The organism is Galactobacter valiniphilus (assembly GCF_003575975.1).
GTDB lineage: Bacteria > Actinomycetota > Actinomycetes > Actinomycetales > Micrococcaceae > Galactobacter > Galactobacter valiniphilus.
Window position 1 is genome coordinate 152,910 of record NZ_QQXK01000002.1, and the last position, 24,786, is coordinate 177,695.

General features: G+C 69.4%; 19 protein-coding genes. 7 read left to right on the forward strand and 12 right to left on the reverse strand.

Annotated elements, in window-relative coordinates:
- Positions 1 to 36: 36 nt before the first annotated feature.
- Positions 37 to 1,128: an AraC-like ligand-binding domain-containing protein gene (locus tag DWB68_RS01635; protein ID WP_119423382.1), complete on the forward strand. Its 1,092-nt coding sequence runs from the start codon at positions 37 to 39 to the stop codon at positions 1,126 to 1,128.
- On the opposite strand, the gene DWB68_RS01640 is transcribed toward DWB68_RS01635, so the two are convergent.
- The 3 genes from DWB68_RS01640 to DWB68_RS01650 all read right to left on the reverse strand — a co-directional run bounded on the left by DWB68_RS01640 (position 1,125) and on the right by DWB68_RS01650 (position 3,174).
- On the reverse strand, positions 1,125 to 1,598 hold the full coding sequence (locus tag DWB68_RS01640; protein WP_147391545.1) for an SRPBCC family protein: 474 nt from the start codon (positions 1,596 to 1,598) through the stop codon (positions 1,125 to 1,127). The two genes, DWB68_RS01635 and DWB68_RS01640, sit on opposite strands and share 4 nt — an antisense overlap.
- A 71-nt stretch (positions 1,599 to 1,669) precedes the next feature.
- Complete coding sequence (locus tag DWB68_RS01645) at positions 1,670 to 2,152, reverse strand: hypothetical protein (RefSeq protein WP_119423384.1); 483 nt, start codon at positions 2,150 to 2,152, stop codon at positions 1,670 to 1,672.
- 176 nt (positions 2,153 to 2,328) lie between these two features.
- Complete coding sequence (locus DWB68_RS01650) at positions 2,329 to 3,174, reverse strand: HpcH/HpaI aldolase/citrate lyase family protein (protein ID WP_119423385.1); 846 nt, start codon at positions 3,172 to 3,174, stop codon at positions 2,329 to 2,331.
- A 192-nt stretch (positions 3,175 to 3,366) separates the two neighbouring features.
- Here DWB68_RS01650 and DWB68_RS01655 point away from each other — a divergent pair, with 192 nt between their 5' ends.
- On the forward strand, positions 3,367 to 4,845 hold the full coding sequence (locus DWB68_RS01655) for an amino acid permease (protein WP_199700349.1): 1,479 nt from the start codon (positions 3,367 to 3,369) through the stop codon (positions 4,843 to 4,845).
- A gap of 220 nt (positions 4,846 to 5,065) precedes the next feature.
- Here DWB68_RS01655 and DWB68_RS01660 read toward each other — a convergent pair whose 3' ends face one another.
- Entirely contained in the window at positions 5,066 to 6,229 is a 1,164-nt protein-coding gene (locus tag DWB68_RS01660; RefSeq protein WP_119423387.1) for an NAD(P)-dependent malic enzyme, read from the reverse strand.
- Between the two features lie 281 nt (positions 6,230 to 6,510).
- Here DWB68_RS01660 and DWB68_RS01665 point away from each other — a divergent pair, with 281 nt between their 5' ends.
- Positions 6,511 to 7,053 (forward strand): helix-turn-helix domain-containing protein, encoded by a 543-nt coding sequence (locus DWB68_RS01665; RefSeq protein WP_119423388.1) that lies wholly within the window; start codon positions 6,511 to 6,513, stop codon positions 7,051 to 7,053.
- Positions 7,054 to 7,061: 8 nt separating this feature from the next.
- Here DWB68_RS01665 and DWB68_RS01670 read toward each other — a convergent pair whose 3' ends face one another.
- Positions 7,062 to 7,430, reverse strand: a complete 369-nt coding sequence (locus DWB68_RS01670; protein ID WP_119423389.1) for a winged helix-turn-helix transcriptional regulator — start codon at positions 7,428 to 7,430, stop codon at positions 7,062 to 7,064.
- A 126-nt stretch (positions 7,431 to 7,556) separates the two neighbouring features.
- Between DWB68_RS01670 and DWB68_RS01675 the strand changes: the two genes are divergently transcribed.
- Both DWB68_RS01675 and DWB68_RS01680 read left to right on the forward strand, forming a co-directional pair.
- The gene (locus DWB68_RS01675; RefSeq protein WP_119423390.1) at positions 7,557 to 8,162 is read left to right on the forward strand and encodes an NAD(P)-dependent oxidoreductase; all 606 of its coding nucleotides are present in this window, start codon (positions 7,557 to 7,559) and stop codon (positions 8,160 to 8,162) included.
- Between the two features lie 176 nt (positions 8,163 to 8,338).
- Positions 8,339 to 8,887: an NYN domain-containing protein gene (locus DWB68_RS01680; RefSeq protein WP_119423391.1), complete on the forward strand. Its 549-nt coding sequence runs from the start codon at positions 8,339 to 8,341 to the stop codon at positions 8,885 to 8,887.
- A gap of 70 nt (positions 8,888 to 8,957) precedes the next feature.
- Here DWB68_RS01680 and DWB68_RS01685 read toward each other — a convergent pair whose 3' ends face one another.
- From DWB68_RS01685 to DWB68_RS01700, 4 genes are all read right to left on the reverse strand, one after another.
- Entirely contained in the window at positions 8,958 to 10,331 is a 1,374-nt protein-coding gene (locus tag DWB68_RS01685) for a dihydrolipoamide acetyltransferase family protein (RefSeq protein ID WP_119423392.1), read from the reverse strand.
- A 68-nt stretch (positions 10,332 to 10,399) separates the two neighbouring features.
- A complete protein-coding gene (locus DWB68_RS01690; protein WP_119423421.1) occupies positions 10,400 to 11,374 on the reverse strand; it encodes an alpha-ketoacid dehydrogenase subunit beta in 975 nt (324 codons plus the stop codon).
- Positions 11,375 to 11,376: 2 nt separating this feature from the next.
- The gene (locus DWB68_RS01695) at positions 11,377 to 12,540 is read right to left on the reverse strand and encodes a thiamine pyrophosphate-dependent dehydrogenase E1 component subunit alpha (RefSeq protein WP_233548554.1); all 1,164 of its coding nucleotides are present in this window, start codon (positions 12,538 to 12,540) and stop codon (positions 11,377 to 11,379) included.
- A gap of 191 nt (positions 12,541 to 12,731) precedes the next feature.
- Positions 12,732 to 13,832 (reverse strand): histidinol-phosphate transaminase, encoded by a 1,101-nt coding sequence (locus DWB68_RS01700; protein ID WP_119423393.1) that lies wholly within the window; start codon positions 13,830 to 13,832, stop codon positions 12,732 to 12,734.
- Positions 13,833 to 13,964: 132 nt separating this feature from the next.
- On the opposite strand from DWB68_RS01700, the gene DWB68_RS01705 reads away from it, so the two are divergent.
- The gene (locus DWB68_RS01705) at positions 13,965 to 14,360 is read left to right on the forward strand and encodes a phage holin family protein (RefSeq protein ID WP_119423394.1); all 396 of its coding nucleotides are present in this window, start codon (positions 13,965 to 13,967) and stop codon (positions 14,358 to 14,360) included.
- Between the two features lie 38 nt (positions 14,361 to 14,398).
- Here the strand turns inward: DWB68_RS01705 and DWB68_RS01710 are convergent, their stop codons facing one another.
- Together DWB68_RS01710 and DWB68_RS01715 are read right to left on the reverse strand one after the other, a co-directional pair.
- Positions 14,399 to 15,724: a hypothetical protein gene (locus tag DWB68_RS01710; RefSeq protein WP_147391546.1), complete on the reverse strand. Its 1,326-nt coding sequence runs from the start codon at positions 15,722 to 15,724 to the stop codon at positions 14,399 to 14,401.
- A 4-nt stretch (positions 15,725 to 15,728) separates the two neighbouring features.
- On the reverse strand, positions 15,729 to 16,016 hold the full coding sequence (locus DWB68_RS01715) for a hypothetical protein (protein ID WP_119423396.1): 288 nt from the start codon (positions 16,014 to 16,016) through the stop codon (positions 15,729 to 15,731).
- 196 nt (positions 16,017 to 16,212) lie between these two features.
- On the opposite strand from DWB68_RS01715, the gene purB reads away from it, so the two are divergent.
- On the forward strand, positions 16,213 to 17,616 hold the full coding sequence (purB, locus tag DWB68_RS01720) for an adenylosuccinate lyase (RefSeq protein ID WP_119423397.1): 1,404 nt from the start codon (positions 16,213 to 16,215) through the stop codon (positions 17,614 to 17,616).
- 213 nt (positions 17,617 to 17,829) lie between these two features.
- Here the strand turns inward: purB and DWB68_RS01725 are convergent, their stop codons facing one another.
- Positions 17,830 to 24,438 (reverse strand): SdrD B-like domain-containing protein, encoded by a 6,609-nt coding sequence (locus tag DWB68_RS01725; RefSeq protein ID WP_119423398.1) that lies wholly within the window; start codon positions 24,436 to 24,438, stop codon positions 17,830 to 17,832.
- Between the last annotated feature and the right edge of the window lie 348 nt (positions 24,439 to 24,786).

The window sequence follows — 24,786 nt, forward strand, 5'->3', positions numbered from 1 at the left end:
ACTGTGCCACACTGGTGGCTGACGCAAGGAGGGGTCATGGCAGCAGGTGCCGTCGAGGTGTTCGACGCCGGTGCCCTGGCCGCGCCCGACCGCTTCGATGGCTGGCGCCAGGCCGTCAACGAGGCCTTCGTCCCGCTGCACGCCACGCCCCTGGGCGGGCCTCTGTCACTGCACGACGGCGCCCGCTCGCCTCGCGTACTCGGCTCGCCGGGCGCTGGGGCCGGGCCACGCGGCGTCAAGCGCTCCACCCTGAGCGGGGCCGGAGGCGCCGCGCCCACGGCCGACGGCGCTGGCTTTTCCGGCGCGCTCCTGAGCCAGGATCTCGGCGCGGCCTGCGCCACCGAGGTGGCCGGAACGGCCGTGCGGGTCTGGCGGGACGCCGCCGCGATCGCTCATGCCGATCCGGGCATCTACAAGCTGGGGCTGCAGGTGCACGGCTATTCGGTGCTCGCACAGGACGGGCGCGAGGCGGCACTCACGCCGGGCGACCTCGCCATCTACGACACCACGCGGCCCTACTCGCTGGACTTCGAGGACCGCTTCAGCATGTTTGTCCTGATGATCCCGCGCGACCGCCTGGGACTCACCCCGGCGCAGGTCGCGCGACTGACGGCCGAACGCATCTCGGGCCGCCACGGGCTGGGTGCCCTGGCCTCGAGCCTCCTGGGTGGACTCGGGCGCGCCCTGCGCATGGGCGGGGTGGAGCCCGAGCCGCGGGCCGTCGACGCCGTGCTGGATCTTGTCCAGGCCACCTTGTTGCAGCGGCTCGGACCCGAACAGAGCGTGCCCACCGCCGACGTGGTGTTCGCCGCCGCCTGCTCGTACATCGACGAGCACGTGGGCCGCCCCGAGCTCAGCGTCGAGGAGGTCGCGGCCGCGCAGCACGTCTCGGTGCGCTACCTCCAGCAGCTCTTCTCCCAGCGCGGGGCCACGCCCAGCGCCTGGATCCGGCGCCGCCGGCTGGAAGGGTGCCGCGCCGACCTGGCCGACCCACGACTGGCCTCCCGCCCGGTCTCGGCGATCGGCGCGCACTGGGGCTTCGCCGACGCCTCCGGCTTCGCCCGTGCCTTCAAGGCCGCCGAGGGGCTCACCCCCGGCGAATACCGCGCAGAGCGGCTGGCGCGCTAGGCCGAGCGCGCCGCGAACAGGGCGAAGCGCTCGAGCACGCCCGGCCAGCCGCGCTCGTAGTCCGCGCGCGCCTCGGGGGCGTCGTCGCGGCGCTCCCAACCCGAGTGTTCGAGGCGCACCTCGGTCCCCTCGACCATGCCGTCCGCCGTCGCCACCGGCACGGAGGCCAGGCGGACGGAGAGGCGCGTGGCCCCGGCGGGCGCGCCACCGGGGTGCCACGTGGCCTCGAGCCAGCGGCCGGGGACATGGTCCATGACGGTTCCCCACACGGACTCCTCCCCGGAGGGAGAGGTCTCCACGATCGCCCCGGCGCGGAAGCCGACGCTGGCGCCCACGCCAAAGACGCCGTGGCCCTCCAGGGGCCACCACTCTCCGATCCGGGCGGTCAGCACCCGGTCCGCCGCTTCGGGCGGCACCGACACGATGACGCGATGGACCACGGGGGCGAGGGTTCCTGGCGCTTGCTGCATGCGCCCCACTATGACGGGCGCGCGCCAGCTCTGTCAGCGGACGCGCGGGTGCCAAGTAAGCGGCCGCCGGCTCAGCGCATGCGCTTGGGCCGCACCAGCTTGATGCCGAAGACGAGCAAGAGCACGCCGACGACCGCCACCAGGATCCGGCCGATCAACATGCTGGTCATCGCGATGCTGTCCATGCCGCGGGTCCCGGCTCCCTGATTGGCCAAGCCGGCCAGGAAGCCGAGCAGGCACAGGGCGCCCAGCACGATCATGATGATGCCGCCCACCTTGCGGCCCGTGCTCGCGGGAACGACCGCACCCGGCGGCGGCCCGAGCGCGGGATCGTAGGCGGCGAAGCCCGGATCCAGCGGGCGCCCGTCTGGGCCCAGCTGCGTGAACGGCTCCACCGGCACCGGAAGCTCGTGCGCGCCCGCCGCTGCCTCATCGGGCCAACCGGGTTGTCCAGCACCGCCGATGCGCCCGCCGGGGCCTCCCCCGGAGAGCGGCACCTGCCCCGGGCCGTCGGGCCCGCCGTCGGAACCGGGGGTCGGATTCTGCTCGGTCATGGTGTCCCCTCCATCGTCGTGTCCCACACCCTACGCGGCTGCTCGCGAGCCGCAAGGGCCCACACCGCGCCAACGTCACAGCGTTACGCATCCGGCGCCCGAACCCGGCAACGCCGACGGCGGCCGGCCCCGAAAAGGGGACCGACCGCCGTCGTGCAGGAAAAGCCGAGCGCCGCTCAGGCGTTCCAGAGCCCGTAGGAGTCAGCGAGCTCCGCGATCTTCTGCGCGCGCTTGAGGCGCGGCAGGTAGGAGCCGTCACCCATCTCGTCGCCGTGCTCGTGCGCCTCGAGCAGCTCGTGCGCCCACTTGAGCTCGTCGGTGCTCGGAGAGAGACCCTTGTTGACCTCGTCCACCTGCTCGATCGAGAGGGAGAGCTTGCCGGTCATGCCCATCGTGGCGGTCGTGTTGCACTCCTCGGCGACCTGCGCAAAGGAGGCGCCCGGGGCGGCAGGGCCGTCGATGGGGCCGGGCAGGCGTCCCACGCGGGAGGCGACCACGAGCTTGCCGCGGGCGTAGGCGAGGGCCAGCGGGTCGTCGCCCACGCCGGTGTCCTTGCGGAAGTCGTTGATGCCGAAGGCCAGGCGGAAGGTGCCGGGGGCCGAGGCGATGGCCGTGGCGTTCTCGATGCCCAGCGCTGACTCGATGAGCGCCAGGACGGGCGTTCCGGCGGGCAGGCGCATGGCCGTGTACGTGACCTGCTCCGGCTTCTCGGTCTCGGCAAGCATGACGCCGCGCAGGCCGCGCACCTTGGTGAGGGCGGCGAGGTCGTCTGCCCAGAACGTGGACGTCGGCGGGTTCACGCGGACCCAACCGCTCATGCCGGAGGAGAGCGCCTCGATGACGTTGTCGCGCGCCTCCTGCTTCTGCTTCGGCGGAACCGGGGCCTCCATGTCGAAGATGACCGAGTCCGCCTCGGAGGCAAGCGCCGGAGCAAAGAGCTCGGGCTTGAGGGCGTTAACGAGGAGCCAGGAGCGCGAGAGCTTGGCCGGAAGGGCTGCGGCGCGGAGATTGCGGAACGGCATGAGACCACCCTAGTCCGCTCCACCCGGGTTCCGCCCCCGATCTCACCTTGTGGAAGTTAAGTTCCATAAATTCATGTGAAACGCCTCCCAGGCGAGACGTGGGAGAGATATGACCATTCTTCAGGTCACACTTTGCTGACACCCCCCATGCAAGAACTGGTGATCCATCCCACATTCGCTATCGTCGCCTGCATGACCTCGCACCCCACCGGAACTGAGCCGGGCGGCCAGAAACTGGAACGCGCCCTCAGCAACCGTCACATTCAGCTCATCGCCATCGGCGGCGCCATCGGCACGGGCCTCTTTATGGGCTCGGGCAAGACCATCTCGGTGGCCGGCCCCTCGGTGATCCTCGTCTACATGATCATCGGCTTCATGCTCTACTTCGTGATGCGCGCCATGGGAGAGCTCCTCCTGTCCCGCACCGGGTACCGCAACTTTGCCGACTTCGCCGGTGACATCCTCGGCCCCTGGGCCGCCTTCTTCACCGGCTGGACCTACTGGTTCTGCTGGATTGTCACGGGCGTCGCCGACGTCATCGTCATCGCCTCCGTGTACATCAAGTTCTGGCTGCCGACCATCCCGCTGTGGGTCCCGGCGCTCGCTGTCATCGTGCTGCTCGTCCTGCTGAACCTGCCCTCCGTGAAGGGCTTCGGCGAGACCGAGTTCTGGTTCGCCATGATCAAGATCGTGGCCATCGTGGCGCTCATCGTCGTGGGCCTCGTGCTCATCTTCACCGGCTTCACCCACGAGTACGAGCACGGCACCGGCACCGCGTCCTTCATGAACCTCTTCGACCAGAACGGCGGCTTCTTCGGCGGCGAGTTCATGGGCTTCGTCATGGGCTTCCAGATCGCCGTGTTCGCGTTCGTCGGCATCGAGCTGGTCGGCACCGCCGCCGCCGAGACCAAGAACCCCGAGCACAACCTGCCCAAGGCCGTGAACGCGATCCCGGTCCGCATCCTGCTCTTCTACGTGGGCTCCCTCATCATCCTGATGTCCGTGGTCCCGTGGCAGAACTTCTCCAAGGACGAGTCACCCTTCGTGATGCTGTTCTCGCTCGCCGGCCTCGGCGCTGCTGCACACCTCGTGAACCTCGTGGTGCTCACCTCGGCCACGTCCTCCGCGAACTCGGGCATCTACTCCACCTCGCGCATGGTCTACGGCCTGGCCACCGACGGCGACGCCCCGCGCGTCTTCGCCAAGCTCTCCGGCAAGAAGGTCCCGCAGAACGCGCTCTTCCTCTCCGGCGTCTGCCTGCTCAGCGCGATCGTGCTGCTCGTCTTTGGCCTGGACAAGTCCCAGGGCTTCTCGATCGTCACCACGATCTCCAGCCTCTGCTTCATGTTCGTGTGGACGATCATCCTGATCAGCTACCTGGTCTACCGCAAGCGCCGCCCGCAGGATCACGACGCCAGCAAGTTCAAGATGCCCGGCGGCCTGTTCATGCCGTACGTGGTCATGGCGTTCTTCGTCTTCCTGCTGTGGGCCTTCACCCGCGACCCCGACACCCTGGCCGGCCTCATCGCCACCCCGATCTGGTTCGTCCTGGTCGGCATCGGCTACCTGGCCCTGCGCAACAACCCGGCGCACGCCAAGCTGCGCGCCGAGCACAACGCCAAGGTCGCCGAGGAGACGAAGGCGGCCGCGGCCTACACCGCCGGCCGCTGAGTCACCGGCCGTCCGTCGACAGCACGCGAGCCCGCCGCCCCGAGAGGGGTGGCGGGCTCGCTCGCATGTACCTCACGAAATCGGAGTGGGTTCGGTACGTTTTTGGGCCAGAAACCGTACCAAACCCACTCCGATTCGGTAGAGACGGGAGGGCCCGACGCCGGGTGGTGACCACCCGCCGTCGGGCATCGCCAGAGCGCGGGGAGACGCCCGCCACGCCTCAGGCGCGGGAGGCCTCCGCCACGGCGGCGGCTACGGCCCCGGCCACGCGCGAGTCGAGCGGGCTCGGCACGATGTAGTCGGCCGCCAACTCCTCCCCGACCAGCGCGGCGATCGCGTGCGCGGCGGCGACCTTCATCTCCTGCGTGATGCGCAGCGCGCCGGCGTCCAGGGCGCCCCGGAAGATGCCGGGGAAGGCCAGCACATTGTTGATCTGGTTGGGGAAGTCGCTGCGGCCCGTCGCCACCACGGCGGCATAGCGCGCGGCGACGTCGGGCATGACCTCGGGATCCGGGTTGGACAGCGCCAGGACGATCGCGTCCTGGTTCATCCCGGCCAGCGCCTCCTCGGGCAGCTGGGCGGAGGAGACGCCAACAAAGGCGTCGGCGCCGCGCAGGGCGTCCACGACATCCCCGGTCACGCCACGGGCGTTGGAACGCCCCGCGTAGGCGGCCTTGATGGGCGTGAGATCGGTGCGCCCGGGGTGGATGGCCCCGCGGGAGTCCACGACCACCACGTCCCCGGCGCCCACGGCCAGCAGCATGTCGGCGATCGCGATGCCCGCCGCGCCGGCCCCGGAGATCACCACGTTGAGGTCGGCGAGGGTGCGTCCCGTGACCTTGGCGGCGTTGAGGAGCGCGGCGAGCACCACCACGGCGGTGCCGTGCTGGTCGTCGTGCATGACGGGGCAGTCGAGGGCCTCGATGAGCTTGGCCTCGAGCTCGAAGCAGCGCGGGGCCGAGACGTCCTCGAGGTTCACGGCGCCGAAGCTGGGGCGCAGGCGGACGAGGGTCTCGACGATCTCGTCCACGTCGGTGGTGTTCAGGACGAGCGGGACGGAATCCAGGCCGCCGAACTGCTTGAAGAGCGCTGACTTGCCCTCCATAACGGGCAGCGAGGCGGCGGCGCCAATGTCGCCGAGGCCGAGCACGGCGGTCCCGTCGGAGACGACGGCGACGAGCCGGCCGGCCCACGTGTGGGTCGGGGCGAGCGCGGGGTTCGCGTGGATGGCGCGGGACACCTGGGCGACGCCCGGCGTGTAGGCGATGGACAGATCGCGCTTCGTCTCGAGCGGCATGGTGGCGCCGACGCTGAGCTTGCCGCCCAGGTGCGCCTGCATGATCTCGTCCTCGGTGATGGGCGCAGAAGTAGACGTGGTCGTCATGGTGTGGTCCTAGAAAATGAGCGGCCAGCGCTGCGCGCGGCGAAGTACTGGCCTCATGGTTGCCGGCGGCTCGGGCGCACGACGGCAAGGGGCTTCCCGCGCGGGCCGCGCCGGGTGGGGCGCCTGGGGCCATGTGCTGCGGGGAGGTCAGTACTTTCTTTAGACCTGGTTGGGGAGCCTAGCAGGCGCGCGCGGGCCCGAGCCCTGTGAATACGTCATGTGAACGCGCGGGACCCGCGTGCGCTTGGCTCGGGGCGCGCGCATGCGATCAACTGGGAGGCATGTCGCAACCGCTCACCGCCCTGGGTCACCACGCGCGCATCGACGCGCTCCCGCCGGCCGAGGCCGCCGCCCTGCGCGCGGCGTTGGAGACGCTGGGCGTCTCCGGCCAGGAAACGCACGACGGCGCGGGGCCGGGGTGGGCCCTCGCCGCGCCGGCCGGGGCGGCCGGGACCGGCGAGCTCGCGGTGCAGCTGCCCCCGGCCGCGGCGGGGGCAGTGCTCGAGCTGCTTGCTCGCCTGGCCAGCGGCGACGGCGTGGAGCTCTCCTCCGCGCAGACCTGGCTCAACACCTCGCAGGCCGCGCGCCTGGCCGGGATCTCGGCGACCTATCTGCGCAATCTGACGGACGCCGGCGAGATTCCCGTGAGCTACCGCGGCTCACACCGGCGCTTCCTCTCGGCCGACATCACGGCGTGGGTCGCGGCGCGCGAGGCGAGCCGCGAGGCGGCCTCGGCGGATGCCGAAGCGCCCGCCGCGGAGGCGACGAAGGGCAACCGGGCCACGCCCACGCCGTCGGGCACCGGCACGCGCGGCAAGAAGTGAACGCGCGGCTAGAGCGCGTCGTCGAAGGCGTCCCGGCTGGCGAGCACCTCGCCGGCGTTGGCCTCGGCCCACTCGCGCACGGCATCCAGCGGGCCGAGCAGCGAGCTGCCGAGCCGCGTGAGCGCGTATTCCACGCGCGGGGGCACCTCGGGGTAGATGGTGCGGGTGATGAGGCCGTCGCGCTCCAGGGTGCGCAACGTCTGCGTCAGCACCTTGGGGGTCACGGCGCCGATGTCGGAGCGGATCTCGCCGAAGCGGCGGGTGCCGTCCTTGAGGGACTGGAAGACGAGCGGGGTCCACTTGTCCCCCAGCCGTTGCAGCACCACGCGCGAGGGGCACTGCGGGTTCATGACGTCGAAGCCGTCCATGCTATCCATACGGATACCTTAATACGTTGAGGTACTTGGTATCCAGTAGATACTCTTAGATCAACGGCCGGATCCGGCCACCCAGGACTGCCGCCCAGCGCGGCGCACAGCTCACCGAGACACCAAGGAGTCACCATGAAGATCGCCGTTTACGGAGCCACCGGCATGGTCGGCGGCCCACTCGCCGCCGAGGCCATCGCGCGCGGCCACGAGGTCACCGCCATCACCCGCAAGGGCACCGAGGTTGAGGGCGCCACCGCCGTCGCCGCCGAGCTCGCCGACCTCTCCACCTACCGCGAGATCGCCGCCAAGAACGACGTCGTGGTGCTCTCCGTCCCCTCCCCGCGCGACGGCTCGGACCACGAGGACTTCCGCGAGCTGCACGACGAGATCGCCGAGACCGAGATCCCCGGCCGCCTGTTTGTGGTCGGCGGCGCCGGCGCCACGCAGACCCCGGACGGCACCATGCTCAAGGACACGGAGGGCTTCCCTGCCGAGTACAAGGCCGAGGCCGACACCTTTGCCGCCGTCCTGCTCTCCTACCAGTCCTCCTCGGGCCTGGACTGGACCATGCTGGCCCCCGCCCCCGTCATCGCCCCGGGTGAGCGCACAAGCTACGTGCTGGGCTCCAACCAGCCCGCCGGCGACTTCGTCTCCGCCGACACCTTTGCCGTCGCCGCGCTCGATGAGATCGAGACCCCCAAGCACCGCGAGCAGCGCTTCACGGTCGCCGGCGCCTGATCCAGGCTCCCGCGGAAGGGGCCCGACGCCGGGTGGTGACCACACGGCGTCGGGCCCCTTCCGCGGTTCCCTGAGACTTTGCGTGCCTTGCGCCGTGATTCGCCCGCGCTTGACGGCGCAAGCCACGCAATCTGCGTCGAATGGGCGGCGCGGGGCCACCGGCTACAGTTGCTCGAATGAGCACACGCCGCACGTACCTGCTGGTCGACGGGGAAAACATCGACGCCACCCTGGGCCAGTCCATCCTGGGTCGCCGCCCCAATCCCGAGGAACGCCCGCGCTGGCAGCAGCTGCTGCACGCCATGGAGGACGAGTGGGAGCAGCCCGTCACGGCGCTCTTCTTCCTCGCCACCAACGGCGAGGTGCCCATGAGCTTTGTGCAGGCCCTCCTGGCCATGAACTATAAGCCGATCCCGCTCTCCGGCGAGGGCAAGATCGTGGACATCGCCATCCAGCGCACGGCCGAGGCCCTGCTGGAGCGCGAGGCCGACGTGGCGCTGGTCAGCCACGACGCCGACTTCGTGCCGCAGATGACGGCGCTGGCGCAGGATCCCACGCGCCGCCTGGCCGCCGTGGGCTTCGGCGAGCTCATGGCGGGCGAGCTGCGCCGCGTCCCGGGCATCGAGGTGCTGGACCTGGAGTACGACATCGAGGCGTTCAAGGCCCCGCTGCCCCGCGTGCGCATCATCGACATCGACGACTTCAACCCGCTGGACTTCATCTAGCCGGAACACTCGCGAGTGCCCCGCGCCTCCCCCACATCGGGGGCGGCACGGGGCACTCGTGCGTTCGGGCTCAGTCCAGCAGGAGCGCGGGCTCCTCGAGGATCGAGGCCACGTCGGCGAGGAACTTGGCGCACTGATCGCCGTCCACGACGCGGTGGTCGAAGGAGCCGCCCACCGTGGTGACGTAGCGGGGCACGACCTCTCCGTCCACGACCCACGCGCGCTGGCGCACGGTGCCGAAGGCGATGATCGCGACCTCGCCCGGGTTCAAGATCGGGGTGCCGGTGTCCACGCCGAGCGTGCCCACATTGGTGATGGTGATGGTGCCGTCGCGCATGTCGGCCGGCGGCGTCTTGCCCTCGCGCGCCGTGGCGGAGAGCTGCTCCAGCGCCCCGGCGAGCTCCTTGAGGCTGAGCTCCTGCGCGTCCTTGATGTTCGGGACGATGAGCCCGCGCGGCGTGGCCGCGGCGATGCCGAGGTTCACGAAGCGCTTGACGTGGATCTGCGCGCCGGCCGGGGTGTCGACCCAGCTCGCGTTGAGCTGCGGGTTGCGGGCCGCGGCCCACAGCACGGCCTTGGCCACGATGAGCAGCGGGGTGACCTTGACGCCCTGGAAGTCCCGCGAGGCCTTGAGCCGCTTGACGAACTCCATAGTGCGCGTGGCGTCCACGTCGACGAACAGCGAGACGTGCGGCGCCGTGAACGCCGAGCCCACCATGGCCGCGGCGGTCGCCTTGCGCACGCCCTTCACCGGGACGATCTCCACGGAATCCTCGGGCGCCTGCCACACGTCCCCGCCGAAGGCGGCGGAGAGGGCCTGGCCGCCCGACGACGGCGCGGGGGCCGGCGCGCTCACGGCGCGCGTGCCGAGGCGGGCCTCGGCGAAGTCGGCGAGATCCTCGCGGGTCACCTCGCCGCGCGGGCCCGTCGCCGGCACCTGAGCCAGGTCCACGCCGAGCTCCTTGGCCAGGCGGCGCACGGGCGGCTTGGCGAGGGGGCGCGTGGGGCTGGGCGCCACGGTGCGGTCAACGGGCGTGGGCTCCGGGGGCACGACGGCGACGGGCCGGGCCGGTGCCGCCGCGGCCGTCGTGGACCGTACACGGGGGCGGCGCTTCACGGCGTCGGCCACGGGGCCGGAACCGACCAGCGGACCCGGCGACGCGTCGTCGGGCGTTGTAGCGGCCGCCTGGGCGGCCGGGGCCGCCTCGCCCTCCTGGGCGATGTCGATGAGCGGCTCGTCGACGGGCAGGGTCTGGCCCACCTCGGCGTGCAGGCGCGTCACGACGCCGGCGAAGGGGCTCGGGAGCTCCACGAGCGACTTGGCCGTCTCGATCTCCACGAGGACCTGGTTCACGGCGACGGTGTCGCCCACGGCGACCTTCCACTCGACGATGTCCGCCTCGGTGAGGCCCTCGCCGACGTCCGGCAGGTTGAAGGTGCTCACGATGCGTGGCTCCTCTTCTCCGGCGCAGCGCCGGTGGATGGGTTCTGAGGGGGTGCGCCGGGACGGCGTCAGTGGGCGAAGGAGCGGTCGAGCGCCTCGAGCAGGCGGTCGATGTCCGGGAGGTAGTTCGCCTCCACCTTGGACGGCGGGTACGGCATGTGGAAACCGCCCACCCGCAGGACCGGGGCCTGCAGCTCGTAGAAGGCGCGTTCCGTCACGCGGGCCGCGATCTCGCCGCCGAGGCCGCCGAAGGTCGGGGCCTCGTGCGCAATCACGAGGCGGCCGGTCTTCTTGGTTGACGCCGTCACGGTGTCGAAGTCGATGGGGCTCAGCGAACGCAGGTCGATGACCTCGACGTCGCGCCCGTCCTCCTGCGCGGCCTGCGCGGCCGCGAGCGCCACGGGGACCAGCGGGCCCCACGCCACCACGGTGGCGTCGTTGCCCTGGCGGACCACCTGGGCCGTGGCGGCCGGGGCCGCACGGTGCTCGGTGTCCACATCGCCCTTGAGCCAGTAGCGGCGCTTGGGCTCGAAGAAGATCACCGGGTCCGGCGAGGCCACGGCCTCCTGGATCATCCAGTAGGCGTCGTGCGGCGTGGACGGCGTCATGAGGCGCAGGCCGGCCGTGTGGGCGAAGAGCGCCTCCGGCGACTCCGAGTGGTGTTCAACCGAGCCGATGCCCCCGCCGAACGGGATGCGGATGGTCACGGGGACGGTCAGACGCCCTTCCGAACGCATGTGCAGCTTGGCCAGCTGCGTGGTGATCTGGTTGAAGGCCGGGAAGACGAAGCCGTCGAACTGGATCTCGGCGATGGGTCGGTAGCCGCGCAGGGCCAGGCCGATGCTCGTGCCGATGATGCCGGACTCGGCGAGCGGGGAGTCCATGACGCGATCCTCGCCGAACTCCGCCTGCAGGCCCTCGGTGATGCGGTAGACGCCCCCGAGCTTGCCGATGTCCTCGCCCATGAGGAGGGTCTTCGGATCCTCGGCCAGCACGCGGCGCAGGCCAGCGGTGATGGCCTTGGCCATGGTCATGCGGGTCACGCTCACTTGGCGTCCTCCTGCTCGGTGGTGCCATCGGTGGAGGCGTCGGCGAAGCCTGCCTGGTACTCGCGGTAGAACGCGAGCTCCTCCTCGACGAGCGGGTGGGGTGCGGCGTAGACGTTGGCGAAGGACTCCTCCAGCGCGGGCGTGGGGAAGGCCATGGCCGTGGCGCGCAGCTCGGCGGCCATCTGGTCGGTCTCCTCCTTCACCGCGGCGAAGAAGTCCTCGCCCGTGCCGGCGGCGCGCAGGTGGCGCTCGAGGCGGAGCATCGGGTCGCGCTCGTCCCAGTCCTCCTCCTCGTTGCGGGAGCGGTACTTGGTGGGGTCGTCCGCCGTGGTGTGGGCGCCACGGCGGTATGTCACGGCCTCGATGAGGACCGGACCCTGGCCTGTGCGGGCGCATTCGAGGGCCCAGCGGGTCACGGCGTGCACCGCCAGGACGTCGTTGCCGTCCACACGCACGGCGGGGAAGCCGTAGCCGGCCGCACGATTCACGAGCGGCACGCGGGACTGCACCTCGAAGGGCACGGAGATGGCCCACTGGTTGTTCTGGCAGAAAAAGACCACGGGCGCCTGAGTGGAGGCCGCGAAGACCATCGACTCGTGGACGTCACCCTCGGAGGAGGCACCGTCGCCGAAGTAGGCCATCACGGCGCCACCCTCGGCCGCGAGCCGCTCCTGGTCCCAGCCCTTCTGGTCGCGCTGGACGCCCATGGCGTAGCCCACGGCATGCAGGGTCTGGGCCGCGAGGACCATCGTGTAGTTGTGGAATCCGGTGCTCGTGGGGTCCCAGCCGCCGTGGCTGATGCCGCGGAAGACGCGCAGCATCTCGGCGATCTGCACGCCGCGCGTGATCGCCACGCCGTGCTCGCGGTAGGTGGGGAAGAGGTAGTCCTGCGGCACCGTGGCGCGGCCGGAGCCGATCTGCGCGGCCTCCTGACCCTTGAGCGGGACCCACAGCACCAGCTGGCCCTGGCGCTGCAGCGCCGTGCCCTCGTCGTCCAGGCGGCGGGTGGCCGCCATGTCGCGGTAGAAGCCGCGCAGGGTCTCCAGGTCGACGTCGCGCGTGTAGCGCTCCCAGGCCGGATCCTGCCGCCGCGTGCCGTCCGGGCTGAGCAGCTGAATGAAGGGTGCCTGGGTGTCGGTTCCCGTGAGCTCGGTGTCCACGACTCTCCTGCTGACGTTCCGCGCCCCTCGCCTATATTCCCAGTTGGAAATACTTGGTGTATCGGGGCCTGACCTCGCCAGACTACCCACGGAATCCCGCAGAAACGAATAGCCCGGAATCGCGCCACGCTGGCGCGATTCCGGGCTGTTGAGCGAAAAGCTAGGACATCCTAGATATGCCGATCACGGCATCAAGAGCGGATCCACTCCCCCGCCAGCTCGATGAAGCGGTCGTTGCCCTCGGTCTCTCCGACACTCACACGCACACCCTCGCCGGCAAAGGCACGCACCGTGATGGCGCGAGCCTCGGCGGCGGCGGCAAACTCGCCCGCGCGCTCACCCAGGGCCAGCCACACGAAGTTGCCCTGCGACTCGGGCAGCGTCCACCCCTGTTCCGTCAGCGCGGCAACGATGCGCTCGCGCTCGGCCACGAGGTCCTTGACCCGGATCTCCACGTCTGCCTGGTGCTGAACCGAGGCCACGGCGGCGAGCTCGGCCACAGTGGAGACGGCAAACGGCACGGCCGTGGCGCGCAGGTGCTGAGTGATCTCGGGGCGGGCCACGGTGTAACCCACGCGCAGATTGGCCAGGCCGTGCGCCTTGGAGAAGGTGCGCAGCGCCAGCACGTTGGGGTACTTGCGGTACATCGCGATGCCGTCGACGGCGTCCTCGACGCGGACGAACTCCAGGTAGGCCTCGTCGATGACGATCAGGACGTCCTGCGGCACCTTCTGGATGAAGGCCTCGACCTCGGCGGTGCGCAGCACGGGGCCGGTCGGATTGTTGGGGGTGCAAAGAATCACGATCGAGGTGTTCTGCGACACGGCGGCGGCCATGGCCTCGAGATCGTGGCGACCATCGAAGGTCAGCGGGACCTGCACGGAGCGTGCCCCGGCCTGGTCCACGACGATCGGGTAGGCCTCGAAGGAGCGCCACGGGTAGACGACCTCGTCCGGCACGCCGTCATCGTTGGTGCCCGCATAGGCGGAGAGCACCTGGATGAGAGCGCCGAGGGAGCCACCGCCGGTCACGATGTCCTCGGCGGAGACGTCGAGCTGCTCCGCGAGGGCGGCGCGCAGGCGCGAGCTCAGCGGATCCGGGTAGCGGTTGATGTCCTCGAACTCGCGCACGGCCTGCAGCACCTGGGGCAGCGGCTCCAGCGGGTTCTCATTGGAGGAGAGCTTGTAGGGGGTCAGTCCCGGCACGGGGGCCGGCGGCTTGCCCGCGGCGTACTTGGGCAGGCGGCCCACCACGGGGCGGGGCTCGGGAAAAACGGCGTGCGGCTCAGACATGGATTCACCTTATCGCCGCGCCAGCACGGCGCCAGGGCGGCGGTCGACACCGCGTGGCATCATGGACAAACCGTCGAGAACCCCCACCGCTCGCAAACAAAGTGAGCTGAAACACACGGATGGAGACCCCCGGTGAACGTCCTTCTGCGCATCATCATCAACGCCGCGGCCCTGTGGGTTGCCGCCTGGTTGCTGCCTGGCATCACGATCGGCCCGCGCGACGCCGTGGAGCCCGCGTGGAACACCGCGGCGGAGATCGTCACCTACCTCTTCGTTGGCCTCGTGTTCGGCGTGGTCAACGTGCTGCTGCGGTGGATCTTGCACCTCCTGGCCATGCCCATCACGTGCCTGACCCTGGGCCTCTTCGCCCTCGTGGTGAACGCGGGCCTGCTCATGCTGACCTCCGCGATCGCGAACCTCTTCCCCGTGGACTTCCACGTGAACGCCTTCTTCTGGGACGCGATCCTCGGCTCGATCATCATCTCGATCGTCTCGGCCATCCTGAACCGCGCGCTCGTGCGCCGCTGAGCCGCTGAGCCGCTGAGCCGGCGGCATCAGCGGGCGGCTCACTTGCCGTACTTGTTCCGCTCAGCCTCCTGCCCCAGCTTCATGCCGCCGGCCCTCCCCCGGGCCGCGCTCACGCGGGGGATGTCCGGCGTGGTCGGGACCCGGTAGGTCGTGGCGCGCCCCGCGAGCCCCCACGAGGCCACCATGGAGCGCACTTCGGGATGGTCCTTCGCCTCGGCGGCGATGACCTGGTAGGTCCCCACCCGGTGCTCGTAGCCGAAGAAGCCCGGGTCGCCTTGGTTGTCCGGGGTGGGTGCCTGCGTGGAGCGCACCAGCAGGCGGTTCCTCCCCACCGGGACCTCCACCCGCCCGTCCATGCCCGGCACGGTGTCGTCCACGTCCTCGAGCGAGAGCACGGGGACGTCGCCCGGCACCAGCTGCTTCCCCGCCGGAGCCCCCGCGGTGAAGGCGCCCGTGACCTTGTACTGGCGGCGCAACAGCTCGGAGCCGGCCAGGTTGAGCGCGTGCCTCCCGCCCTGGCTGTGCCCGTTGAGCACCACCGGCTCCCCTTTCTTTGCTCCGGCCGCGCGCAGCGCCGCGAGCGCCGCCGGGGCCACGGTGTCGGTGTTGCCCCGCATGGCATCGACGAGCCGGTGGAGCCCCCACGCACTCCGCGGTGCCATGTTGGTGCTGGGCACCGTGAGCACCCACGTGGGCCCGCCGGGCCCGTCCACCCTCGTCACGAGCAGGGCCCCGGGGCCGCGGGCCGCCTGGTCCTGCAGCTCCAGCAGCGCCTTGAGGTCGGAGGGCGACGGCGCGTCCTCGGCCTGGGCTGCCTCCGTCAGGATGGGCGGGGGCGGTGCCGCCACCCCCAGCGTGTGCATACTCGAATCCACGAGCAGGCCGGGGTTGGCCGCGGCGTATCCACCCAACGATCCGGGGGCGAGCGAGCCGAGCCCTCCGATGGCCCTGACCGTCCCCTGGATCCCGAGGGGCCGGTGCATGGCCAGGCTCTTCACGTAGATGGCCAGGCCCAAGCCCCCTCCCGGGTTCCACCATCCGGCGCCTCCCACCAGCGTCAGCGCCCTGCGTTCCGCCGCCGCATAGGCTGACGCCGCCCAGCGCAGGCTCAGCGCGAGGGCCGTGTAGGCGGCCACCATGCCGCGCGCCTGGGCCCTCACTGTCGCCAGCTCGCGCTCCACCTCCTCCGCGGCCGCGCCGAGAGCCCCGGGGAGCGGGAGGCTGACGAGGCCGCCCGCGCCCCAACTCAGGAGCGTCGCCGACGCGGCGGCCCGGGCGATGTCGGCCGCGCGGGCCGCGCTTGCTGACATCCCCTCCGTGACGACCTCGGCGGACGTGGCCCCATCCAAGAGCTGGTAGCCCATCGCCTCACCACCGCCCCGCGCTGCCCGCGCCGCCACCGGCCCCGCCGGCCGCGCTCCCCGCCGCCTCCGCCAGGCTCATCGCCACCCGCAGGCGCTGCGCCTCCCGCAGGGCCGAGCCCAAGGCCGCCAGGGTCCCGGAGCAGCGCTCTTGGGCCTGCTGCCGCCGCCGTTCAAAGGCCTCGGCCGCCGGCCCCTTCCAGCTGGGCGGGCGCAGTTCGTGGGCATGCAGCGCCGCCCTCCGCACGGCCTCTCGCGTCGTCTCCAGCCTGCCGATCAGCACCTCCAGATCCATCGCCGCTTCCTCCCTCGACACCGAGCGGCCCACCCGGCCGCTCCCCCGTCCCACCACGCTAGGAGGCAGCCCGCCCGCGTGGGCGGGCGGCGTCGGGCATCGGGGAAAGTTCCCCCGTGTGAGGGAAAGGCGGGCACCCACAACCGTGCCCCACCCCGCTGAGGTCACACGGGCGCGCCCATGAAAGAATGGAGGCATGTCTTCCAGCGCGCGCGTTTCCCTGTCCTCCGAAGCCCTGGCCCTCGGCCCCCTGGACGGTCGTTACCGTCCGGCCGTGGCGCCCCTGATCGACCACCTTTCGGAGGCGGCGCTGAACCGCAACCGTGTGCACGTCGAGGTCGAGTGGTTCATCCACCTGGCCCAGCACCAGGTCCTCCCCGGGCTGGAGAAGCTGACCGCGGAGCAGGAGGCGGGCCTGCGCGCCATCGTCACCGACTTCAACACCGACTCGGTCGCCGAGCTCGCCGAGATCGAGGCCGTCACGGTGCACGACGTCAAGGCCGTGGAGTACTACATCGGCCGCCGCCTCGAGGCCCTGGGACTGGCGCAACTGACCCCCCTGGTGCACTTCGCCTGCACCTCCGAGGACATCAACAACCTCTCCTACGCGGTGGGCGTGCGCGACGCCGTCGTGGACGTCTGGCTGCCCGCGGCGCGCGCCCTCGTGGCCCAGATCGCCGACATGGCCCGCGCCGACCGTGCGACCCCGATGCTCTCCCACACGCACGGCCAGCCGGCCACGCCGACCACGCTCGGCAAGGAGATCGCGGTCTTCGCCCACCGACTGGGCCGCCAGCTGGATCGCATCGAGAAGACCGAGTTCCTCGGCAAGATCAACGGCGCCACCGGCACCTACGCCGCGCACGTCGCCGCCGTGCCGAGCGCCGATTGGCAGCAGGTCTCCGAGTCCTTCGTGACGGGCCTTGGCCTGACCTGGAACCCGCTGACCACGCAGATCGAGTCGCACGACTGGCAGGCCGAGCTCTACGCCGACGTGGCCCGTTTCAACCGCATCCTGCACAACCTGTGCACGGACATGTGGAGCTACATCTCCATCGGCTACTTCCAGCAGATCCCGGTCCCGGGCGCCACGGGCTCCTCGACCATGCCGCACAAGGTCAACCCGATCCGCTTCGAGAACGCCGAGGCCAACCTCGAGCTCTCCAACGGCATCCTCGACACCCTGGGCGCCACGCTCGTCACCTCCCGCTGGCAGCGCGACCTCACGGATTCCTCCGGCCAGCGCAACATCGGCGTGGGCTTCGGCCACTCGCTCCTGGCGATCTCCAACGTCGCCAAGGGCCTCGAGCGCCTCGACACGGCCGCCGACGTCCTCGCGAACGACCTCGACCACAACTGGGAGGTCCTGGGCGAGGCCGTGCAGACCGTCATGCGCGCCGAGGCCATCGCCGGCGTCCCGGGCATGGAGAACCCTTACGAGCGTCTCAAGGACCTCACCCGCGGCCACCGCGTGGACGGCGCCCGCATGCAGGAGTTCGTGAAGGGCCTGGACCTCTCCGCCGATGCCGAGGCGCGCCTCATCGCCCTCACGCCCGGCACCTACACGGGCGTCGCCGACGCCCTCGTGGACCGCGTCTGATCGCGTCCTAGCGGCGCCTGCCGCCTGAACAGAACGACGCCGCGTGGCTTGGCCACGCGGCGTCGTTCTGTTTTGTTCACGCCCACCTGCCCGACGGCGCGGGCTCGCCTTGCCCCGGCACAGAACGGGCCGCCCTCCCCACGGATGGGGAGGGCGGCCTGGTCAGCCGGTCACCTCGGCGGGTGCCCCGCCCTCACGGGCGGGGACCACGCGTCAGTGGCGGCGGGGCTTGCGGCGGGTTCCTGCGTACAGGAAGCCACCGATCACCATGAGCGCCACGGCGGCGCCGCCGACGATCAGCCAGCCCGGGTTCAGGCCCGTGTTGGCCATGCCGTCGCCATCGGCCGGGCGGGTCTGGCCCACGCCGCCGACGTCGATGCCGTCATCGGTGGAGGCGGGACGGGTCTGACCCACGCCACCCACATCGATGCCGTCGTCGGCCAGGACGAAGCCGAAGTCGAGCGTCAGGTCCTCGTCGCCGCCCTCGTTCAGGCCCTGCGTCGTGGACTCCCACTCGTCCGAATCGCCCTCGCGGTTGCCCGCGTTGGACTGCGTCGGCTTGTACTTCGCGAGCGCCTTCTTCGACTTCTCGCGATCGATGATCACCTTGTAGTGCTCGCCCTCGGGCAGCACCGGCAGGTCCTCAAAGATGTACTTGCCGTTCTTGTCCGTCTTCACCGGCGGAACCTCGTTGCCGTAGACGTCCTTGACGGGGTTGCCGTCCTTGTCCACGATCTTGAGCCACACCTCGGGGATGCCCGGCTCGTTCGGATCCTGGCGGCCGTCCTTGTCGGTGTCCACCCACACGTAGTCGCCCACGCGCACGCTCTTCTGGATCACGCCGGCGTCCCACGTCGGGTCGATGCCCTCCGAGGCCTTGATGCCCTCGCGGGCACTCAGGTTGGCGTTGCTGCGGTCCAGCACCACGAGCTTGGTGAAGCCCACGGCCGGGTCCTCCGACACCTTGGCGTCAGAGTCGTCGGCGGAGCCCTCGCCCAGCTTCGTGAAGGAGTAACGCTTGGCCTGCTCCGGGGTCAGCGTGAAGGACACGGTGTACTCGCCGGAGGGCAGCTCGTCGAAAACGTACTTGCCGAACTCGTCAGTCTGCACGGGCTTCACGACGTTGCCGTAGACGTCCTTGACGGGCTGGCCGTGCTTGTCCGTCAGCGTCACGGTGACGCCCGGCAGCACCGGCTCGCCCTCGGTCTGCAAGCCGTCCTGGTTCAGGTCGATCCAGGTGTAGTCGCCGATGGCGTAGCTGGCCTTCACGAAGCCGAAGTCGAGCGTGGGATCGCGATCCCCGTCCTCGTTCAGGCCCTCGGTGGTGGCCTCCCAGGTCGAGGAGTCCTTGCCGCGATCGCCGCCCGCGTTGGGGACGGTCGGGGTCAGGTCCTCGAGGGCCTTCTGCGTGGACGGGTGATCGCGCACGATCTTCACCGTGTACTTCTCGCCCTCCGGCAGCACCGGCAGGTTCTCGAAGGTGTACTCGCCCTTGTCACCGGTCGTGACCGGCTTGACCGGATCGCCGAAGACGTCGGTCTCGACCTTCTTGCCGTCCGGCCCGTAGACCTCCAGGACCACACCCGGGATGCCCGGCTCGGTCTCGTCCTGGATGCCGTCGCGGTTCTCGTCGAACCACACGTAGTCGCCAAGCGACACGCGCGGCTTGAGGACCACACCAGCGTCCCAGGTGGGATCGATGCCCTTGTTGGCCTTGAACTCACCATTCTCGTACTCGGCCGCGGGGACCAGGTTCGGGTTGGAAGAGTTCAGCGTGAACACCTTGGTGGTGCCCACCGCGGCGGTCGGGGAGGCCGGCTTCGCGTCCGAGTCGTCGGCAGCGCCGTCGCCCACGGAGGTGAAGTTGTACTTCTTGGCCTGCTCGTCCGTCAGAGTGAAGCGGATCTGGTAGTCGCCGGCGGGCAGCTCGTCGAAGAGGTAGAAGCCCTTGCCGTTCGTGACCGTGGTGGCCACGACCTTGCCCTCGGCGTCCAGCAGCTCGACCTTCACGCCGGCGAGGATCTCCTCGCCCTCGCTCTGCAGGCCGTCCTTGTTGGCGTCGATCCACGTGTAGTCGCCCACCGCGTAGTTCGCCTTGATGAAGCCGAAGTCCAGCGTCGGATCGCGGTCGCCATCGTTGGTCAGCCCCTCGGAGCTGGCCTCCCACGTGTTCGAATCCGTGGTGCGGTCGCCCTCGGGGAGCTCCTGCGTGGGAACGTATTCGGCCAGCGCCTCCTGGGTGGAGGGGTCGTCGCGCACGATCTTCACGGTGTAGGACTCGTTCTCCCCCAGCACCGGGAGGTGATCGAAGGAGTACTTGCCGTCCTTATCGGTGGTCTGCGGACCCACGGGCTGGCCGTAGGCGTCCGTCTCGACCTTCTTGCCGTCCGGCCCGTAGACCTCCAGCACGACGCCGGGGATGCCGGGCTCCGTGGCCGGGTCGCCCTGGATGCCGTCCTTGTTTTCGTCGAACCAGACGTAGTCGCCCACGGAGACGCTCGGGTTGATGATGACGCCGGCGTCCCACGTCGGGTCGATGCCCTCGGTGGCCTTCAGATCCGCCTGCTCGTACTCCTCATCGGAGACCAGCGCGGCGTTCTTGTGGTTGAGCACAAACGTCTTGGTGACGCCCACGGCGGCGTTGTCGGCCTCGGGCTTGGCGTCAGAATCATCCTCGCCACCCGCGCCCACCATCGTAAAGGTGTACTTCTTCGCCTGTGCTTCGGTGAGCGTGAAGCGGACCTGGTAGGTGCCGGCATTCAGCTCGTCGAAGAGGTAGAAGCCCTGCTCGTTGGTGACGGTCTCGCCCAGAACGTTGCCGTCCTCGTCGAGCAGCTCCACCTTGACGTCGGCGAGGATCTCCTCGCCCTCGCTCTGCAGGCCGTCCTTGTTCGCGTCGATCCACGTGTAGTCACCCACGGCGTAGGTCTTCTTGATGAAGCCGAAGTCCAGGGTGGGGTCTCGGTCACCGTCGTTGGTCAGCCCCTCGGAGCTGGCCTCCCACGTGTTGGAGTCCTTGGAGCGGTCGTAGCCCTCGGAGGCCGGATCGGTCTCCTTGGTGGGCGTGTACTCGGCCAGGGCGTCCTGCGTGGACTTGTCGGCGCGGTCGATCGTGACCGTGTAGGACTCGCCAGCCTTCAGGACCGGGAGGTTCTCGAAGGTGTAGTAGCCCTTGTCGTCGGTGGTCGTCGGGTTGACCGGATCACCAAAAACGTCGGTGACGGGCTTGCCGTCGGGGCCGGTGATCGTCAGGACAACACCCTTGATGCCGGGCTCGTCCTTCTGCTCGCCCTGCTGGCCGTCCTTGTTCTTGTCGAACCAGACGTAGTCGCCCACGGACACGGAGTCCTTGAGCATCACACCCGCGTCGCGGGTCTGGTCGATACCGCCAGCGGCCTTGAAGGCCTGCGTGCCCTCGGCCAGGCCGAGCTCGGTGGCGTAGTCGGCGGCCGAGGTGAACTTGCCGTCGTTGTTGCCGCCGAACTTGCCGAGCGTGAAGACGCCGGTCTCGCCGATCTTGGCGTTCTCGGCGGAGACGGTCGCGTCGGAGTCCGTGCGGTCGTCGTTGCCTGCCACGTTGGCCTGGGTGAAGGTGTACTTCTTGGTTTGCGCATCCGTGAGTTCGAAGCGCACGTTGTACTGGCCCACCGGCAGGTTGTCGAAGACGTAGCGACCGTTCGCGTCGGTCTTGACCGCCTTGACCTCCTTGCCGTCCATGTCCAGGGCAACGTTGCCAGCGCCGTCGAGCAGCGTGACCTTGACGCCGGCGAGCACGGGCTCGCCCTCGTCCTGGACGCCGTTCTTGTTGGAGTCGATCCACGTGAAGTCACCCAGCGCGTAGGCGATGGGCTCGTTGTAGAAGGCCTTGAACGGCGAGGTGATCTTGCCGTTCTCGTCCACCGTGAAGGTCACCGGCTCGGTGTTAGCCGTGTAGCCGTACGGGGCCTTCGTCTCGGTCACCGTGTAGGTGCCGGCGGCGGGGACGCGCAGGAGCTTGCCGGCACCCTCGGGGTCCTCGGCGTTGGCCACCACGAGGTAGCCATTCTCGGCGAAGGCCACGGCGGTGAAGTCGGCGTTGGCGCCCGTGCCCTTGACCTCGAAGCGGGAGTCGCGATCGGTCAGCGCGGCGCCGGTCTTGGCGTCGAGCTTCTGGATCGGCAGCGGCACCGTGGTGTCGCCCTCCTCGTTCGGCACGATGATGGCCGTGGAGCCGCCCAGCGTATTGACGACGGGAACGCCGTTCTTCTTGGACGTGATCTTCACGGCCAGGTTCAGCCACACCGCATCGGTATTGGCGGGGAAGGTGGTGCCTGCCTTCTGGCGCAGCACGACATCGCCCGGGGTGCTCTCGACCGTGGCGTCCGGGTTGGCCGTGAACACGGCCTCCAGGTTGCCCTGCTTGAGCGCGTAGGGGGTGCCGTCCTGGCCCTTGGCATTGTCGGCGGTGTCCATGTCCTCATCGGCGATGAAGCCGACGAACTCGGTGCCGACCGGCAGGTGATCCACCAGGGTGCGCATCTTGACGCCCTGGTAGCCGCCGCGCGGGATGACCTGGACGCGGTACACGTAGGTCTTCTGGACGTACTCGCCGTTGACCGTCTCCGACTGCAGGATGTCCGTCAGCTTCTTGTTCGCGGTGTTGTACAGGGTCTTCTTGACCTGGGCCTCGAAGCCATAGTTCGTGGCGGTGGTGGTCGTGCGGTCCCAGTAGTCGGCCAGGCCATCCTCGCCGAACAGCACGGCCTTGTTGGTGATGTCGAGAACCTGCTTGCCGTACACGGGGTACGTGGACAGGGAGAACTCGACGCGCAGGTCCTTGCCCGTCGCCGACACGGCGCCCGTGTACTTCAGCGTCACGGTACCGGCGGCGGCGCTGACCTGAACCTCGAAGTCCTCGGCCTTGAGCGCGGAGCCGTTGTAGTTCGCCTTCAGGGACGTCTTGACGGCGGCGGAGGCCGCTGCCTCATCGCGCAGATCGAACATGTTGGTATCGACGTAGTCGACGATCGTGGTCTTGGACGGGTCGAAGCCCTTGATGCCCTTGGCCTCAAAAGCAAAGGGAACCACGGCGGCCTCGCCACTCTTCACAGAGACCTTGTCAGTGCCAAGGCTCTTCGAGAAGTGGTTCTTGTCGCGCGCGCCCTCGCGCCGCTCGTCCTGTTTGACCACAGTGTTCTCGGCGGTCTTGTCCTTGGAGGCCGGGTTGCCCTTCTTGTCCGTGTAGGTGAAGGACGCCGTGTTCTTCGCGTGGAAGTACTCGGTGCCGGTCACGTTGCCGGGGGTGTTTACCTTCTTGTCGTCGGCGGTCAGGCCCTTGACGTTGACCAGCTGCGTGGCGACCTTGACACTCGCGTTCGTGTACTGGCTCTTGCCCACGTTCACGTAGAGCGTGTTGCTAGCCGCATCCACGGACCACTTGCCGACGTACGCGTCGGAGGCGAAGTCCGCGGCGGGGCCGGAGAAGCCGGTCGCCTCGGAGAGCGTCAGCTGGGCCGCGCCGGTGCCGGTGGCGTCGTTGGCGCGGATGCCCGTGGCGGAGATGAAGCCGGCATCCTGCGGGGCCCAGGTGTAGTTCGTGGAGAGCCGGTCGGTGATGACCACGTTCTCCTTGAGCTTGGGCTTCAGGTTGGTGCTGCCGTCCCACGAGTTCAGGTTGGCGTTGAGCGTGAACTCGACGGCAACCGGCGCCGCCAGGGTGCCGTCCTCGTTGAGGACCGGGATCGAGTACCTCGGGGAGGCCGACTTGCCGAAGGCGCCGTCGGGGCCCACCTCGGCCATGTTGCCCCAGCCGTCCTTGATGTTGACCGTGGCCGACTTCTCGACGGCCCCCGGGCCGAAGGACGCGGTGTTCTTCAGGGCGGCGATGTCAAAGTTCTTGCCGGTCTCGAAGTTCTCGTCGGCGGCGACCTTGGCCAGGAAGTCCTGGTACCAGCCATCCAGCGTGGCCTGGTCCTTGACCTTCAGCTTGTACGTGATCGTCGTGACGGAGAAGGCCGGCACGTCGAGGGTGCCCTCGAAGCCGTCGGCGGTCACGGTCGGGTCAAAGGTGACGCCCGGGACGGTGATGGGGGAGTCGCTCGATGCGCTCTCCCAGCGGGTCTGGGACACGGAGAAGCGACCGGGCACCAGCACCAGGCCGGCGGGCAGCTCATCGACGATCGGGTAGTCAGCATCTGCCGCCAGCGACGTCACGTTCAGGGTGTAGGTGAACTCGGTGTCGAGCGCGCCCGGCTTGATGGAGATGCGCTCGGACGGGGTCTTGTTGCCAGCGGACTGGTCAACGTTGAACAGGTCCGGCTTGGCGTTGTTGACCGACTTGGACTGCTCGTTCTTCGTCGGGGCCGGCTTGGACTCCGTGCCCTTGACGGTCACCTCGACCTGGCCCGTGTTGCTCGCGCCGAGGTCCCAGGAGATGGGCTCCGTGGAGGAGTTCTTCTCGCTCTGCGCCTTGAACACCGCAAAAACATAACCTTCCACGGTGTCCGCGGCGATCTTGTCGGCAAACGTGAGCACGAGTTTATTAGGGTTGGTCGGGCTCACCACGAACGACTTAATAGCCTCATTGTTGGTTAGATCACCAGTAAGGCTAGTGATCGGGCCCTTGACCGAGAACTCGAAGGACTTGCCGGCCAGGTCGGACCACGTCTGGCCCTCCTGCGGGCCGTAGCCCACCGCGAGCATGAGATCGGCACCCGGGTTGAGCACCTCGCCCGGCTTCACCTCGGCGCCCGGGACCGGCTTGCCGTTCGCCCACGCGACGTGGTTCACGGTCGCGGAGAGCGGGTTGGAATCCGGCGCAGCGTTGGCCGGCGCCAGGCTCAAGCCAACGAGGGAGCCGAAGGCGAGCAGGAACGCGGCAAAGGCCGCAATGACATTTTTGAATCCCGTTTTCCGGGCGCTGGGCGCGCGCGTACTAAGGGCGGCAGATCCGGGGGAATCTGCCACAGAGGGGTGTGACATAGCGGCCTTCCGGGAGTGAATTGGCAGAGTGCCATCCGACCCTTCTTATCAAAATTTGACTTCCAAGTCACGCTCGAGTGTATTTGGGGCTCTTCGGACATCCGGTGGGGGTAGGGCTCGCCGGGTGATGGTTGGCGGGTAGGGGTCGAGGTCCCCGAGGATCAGAAGCGCTAACTCCCTGATCTATCACGAGGACCTCGACGTGCTTCA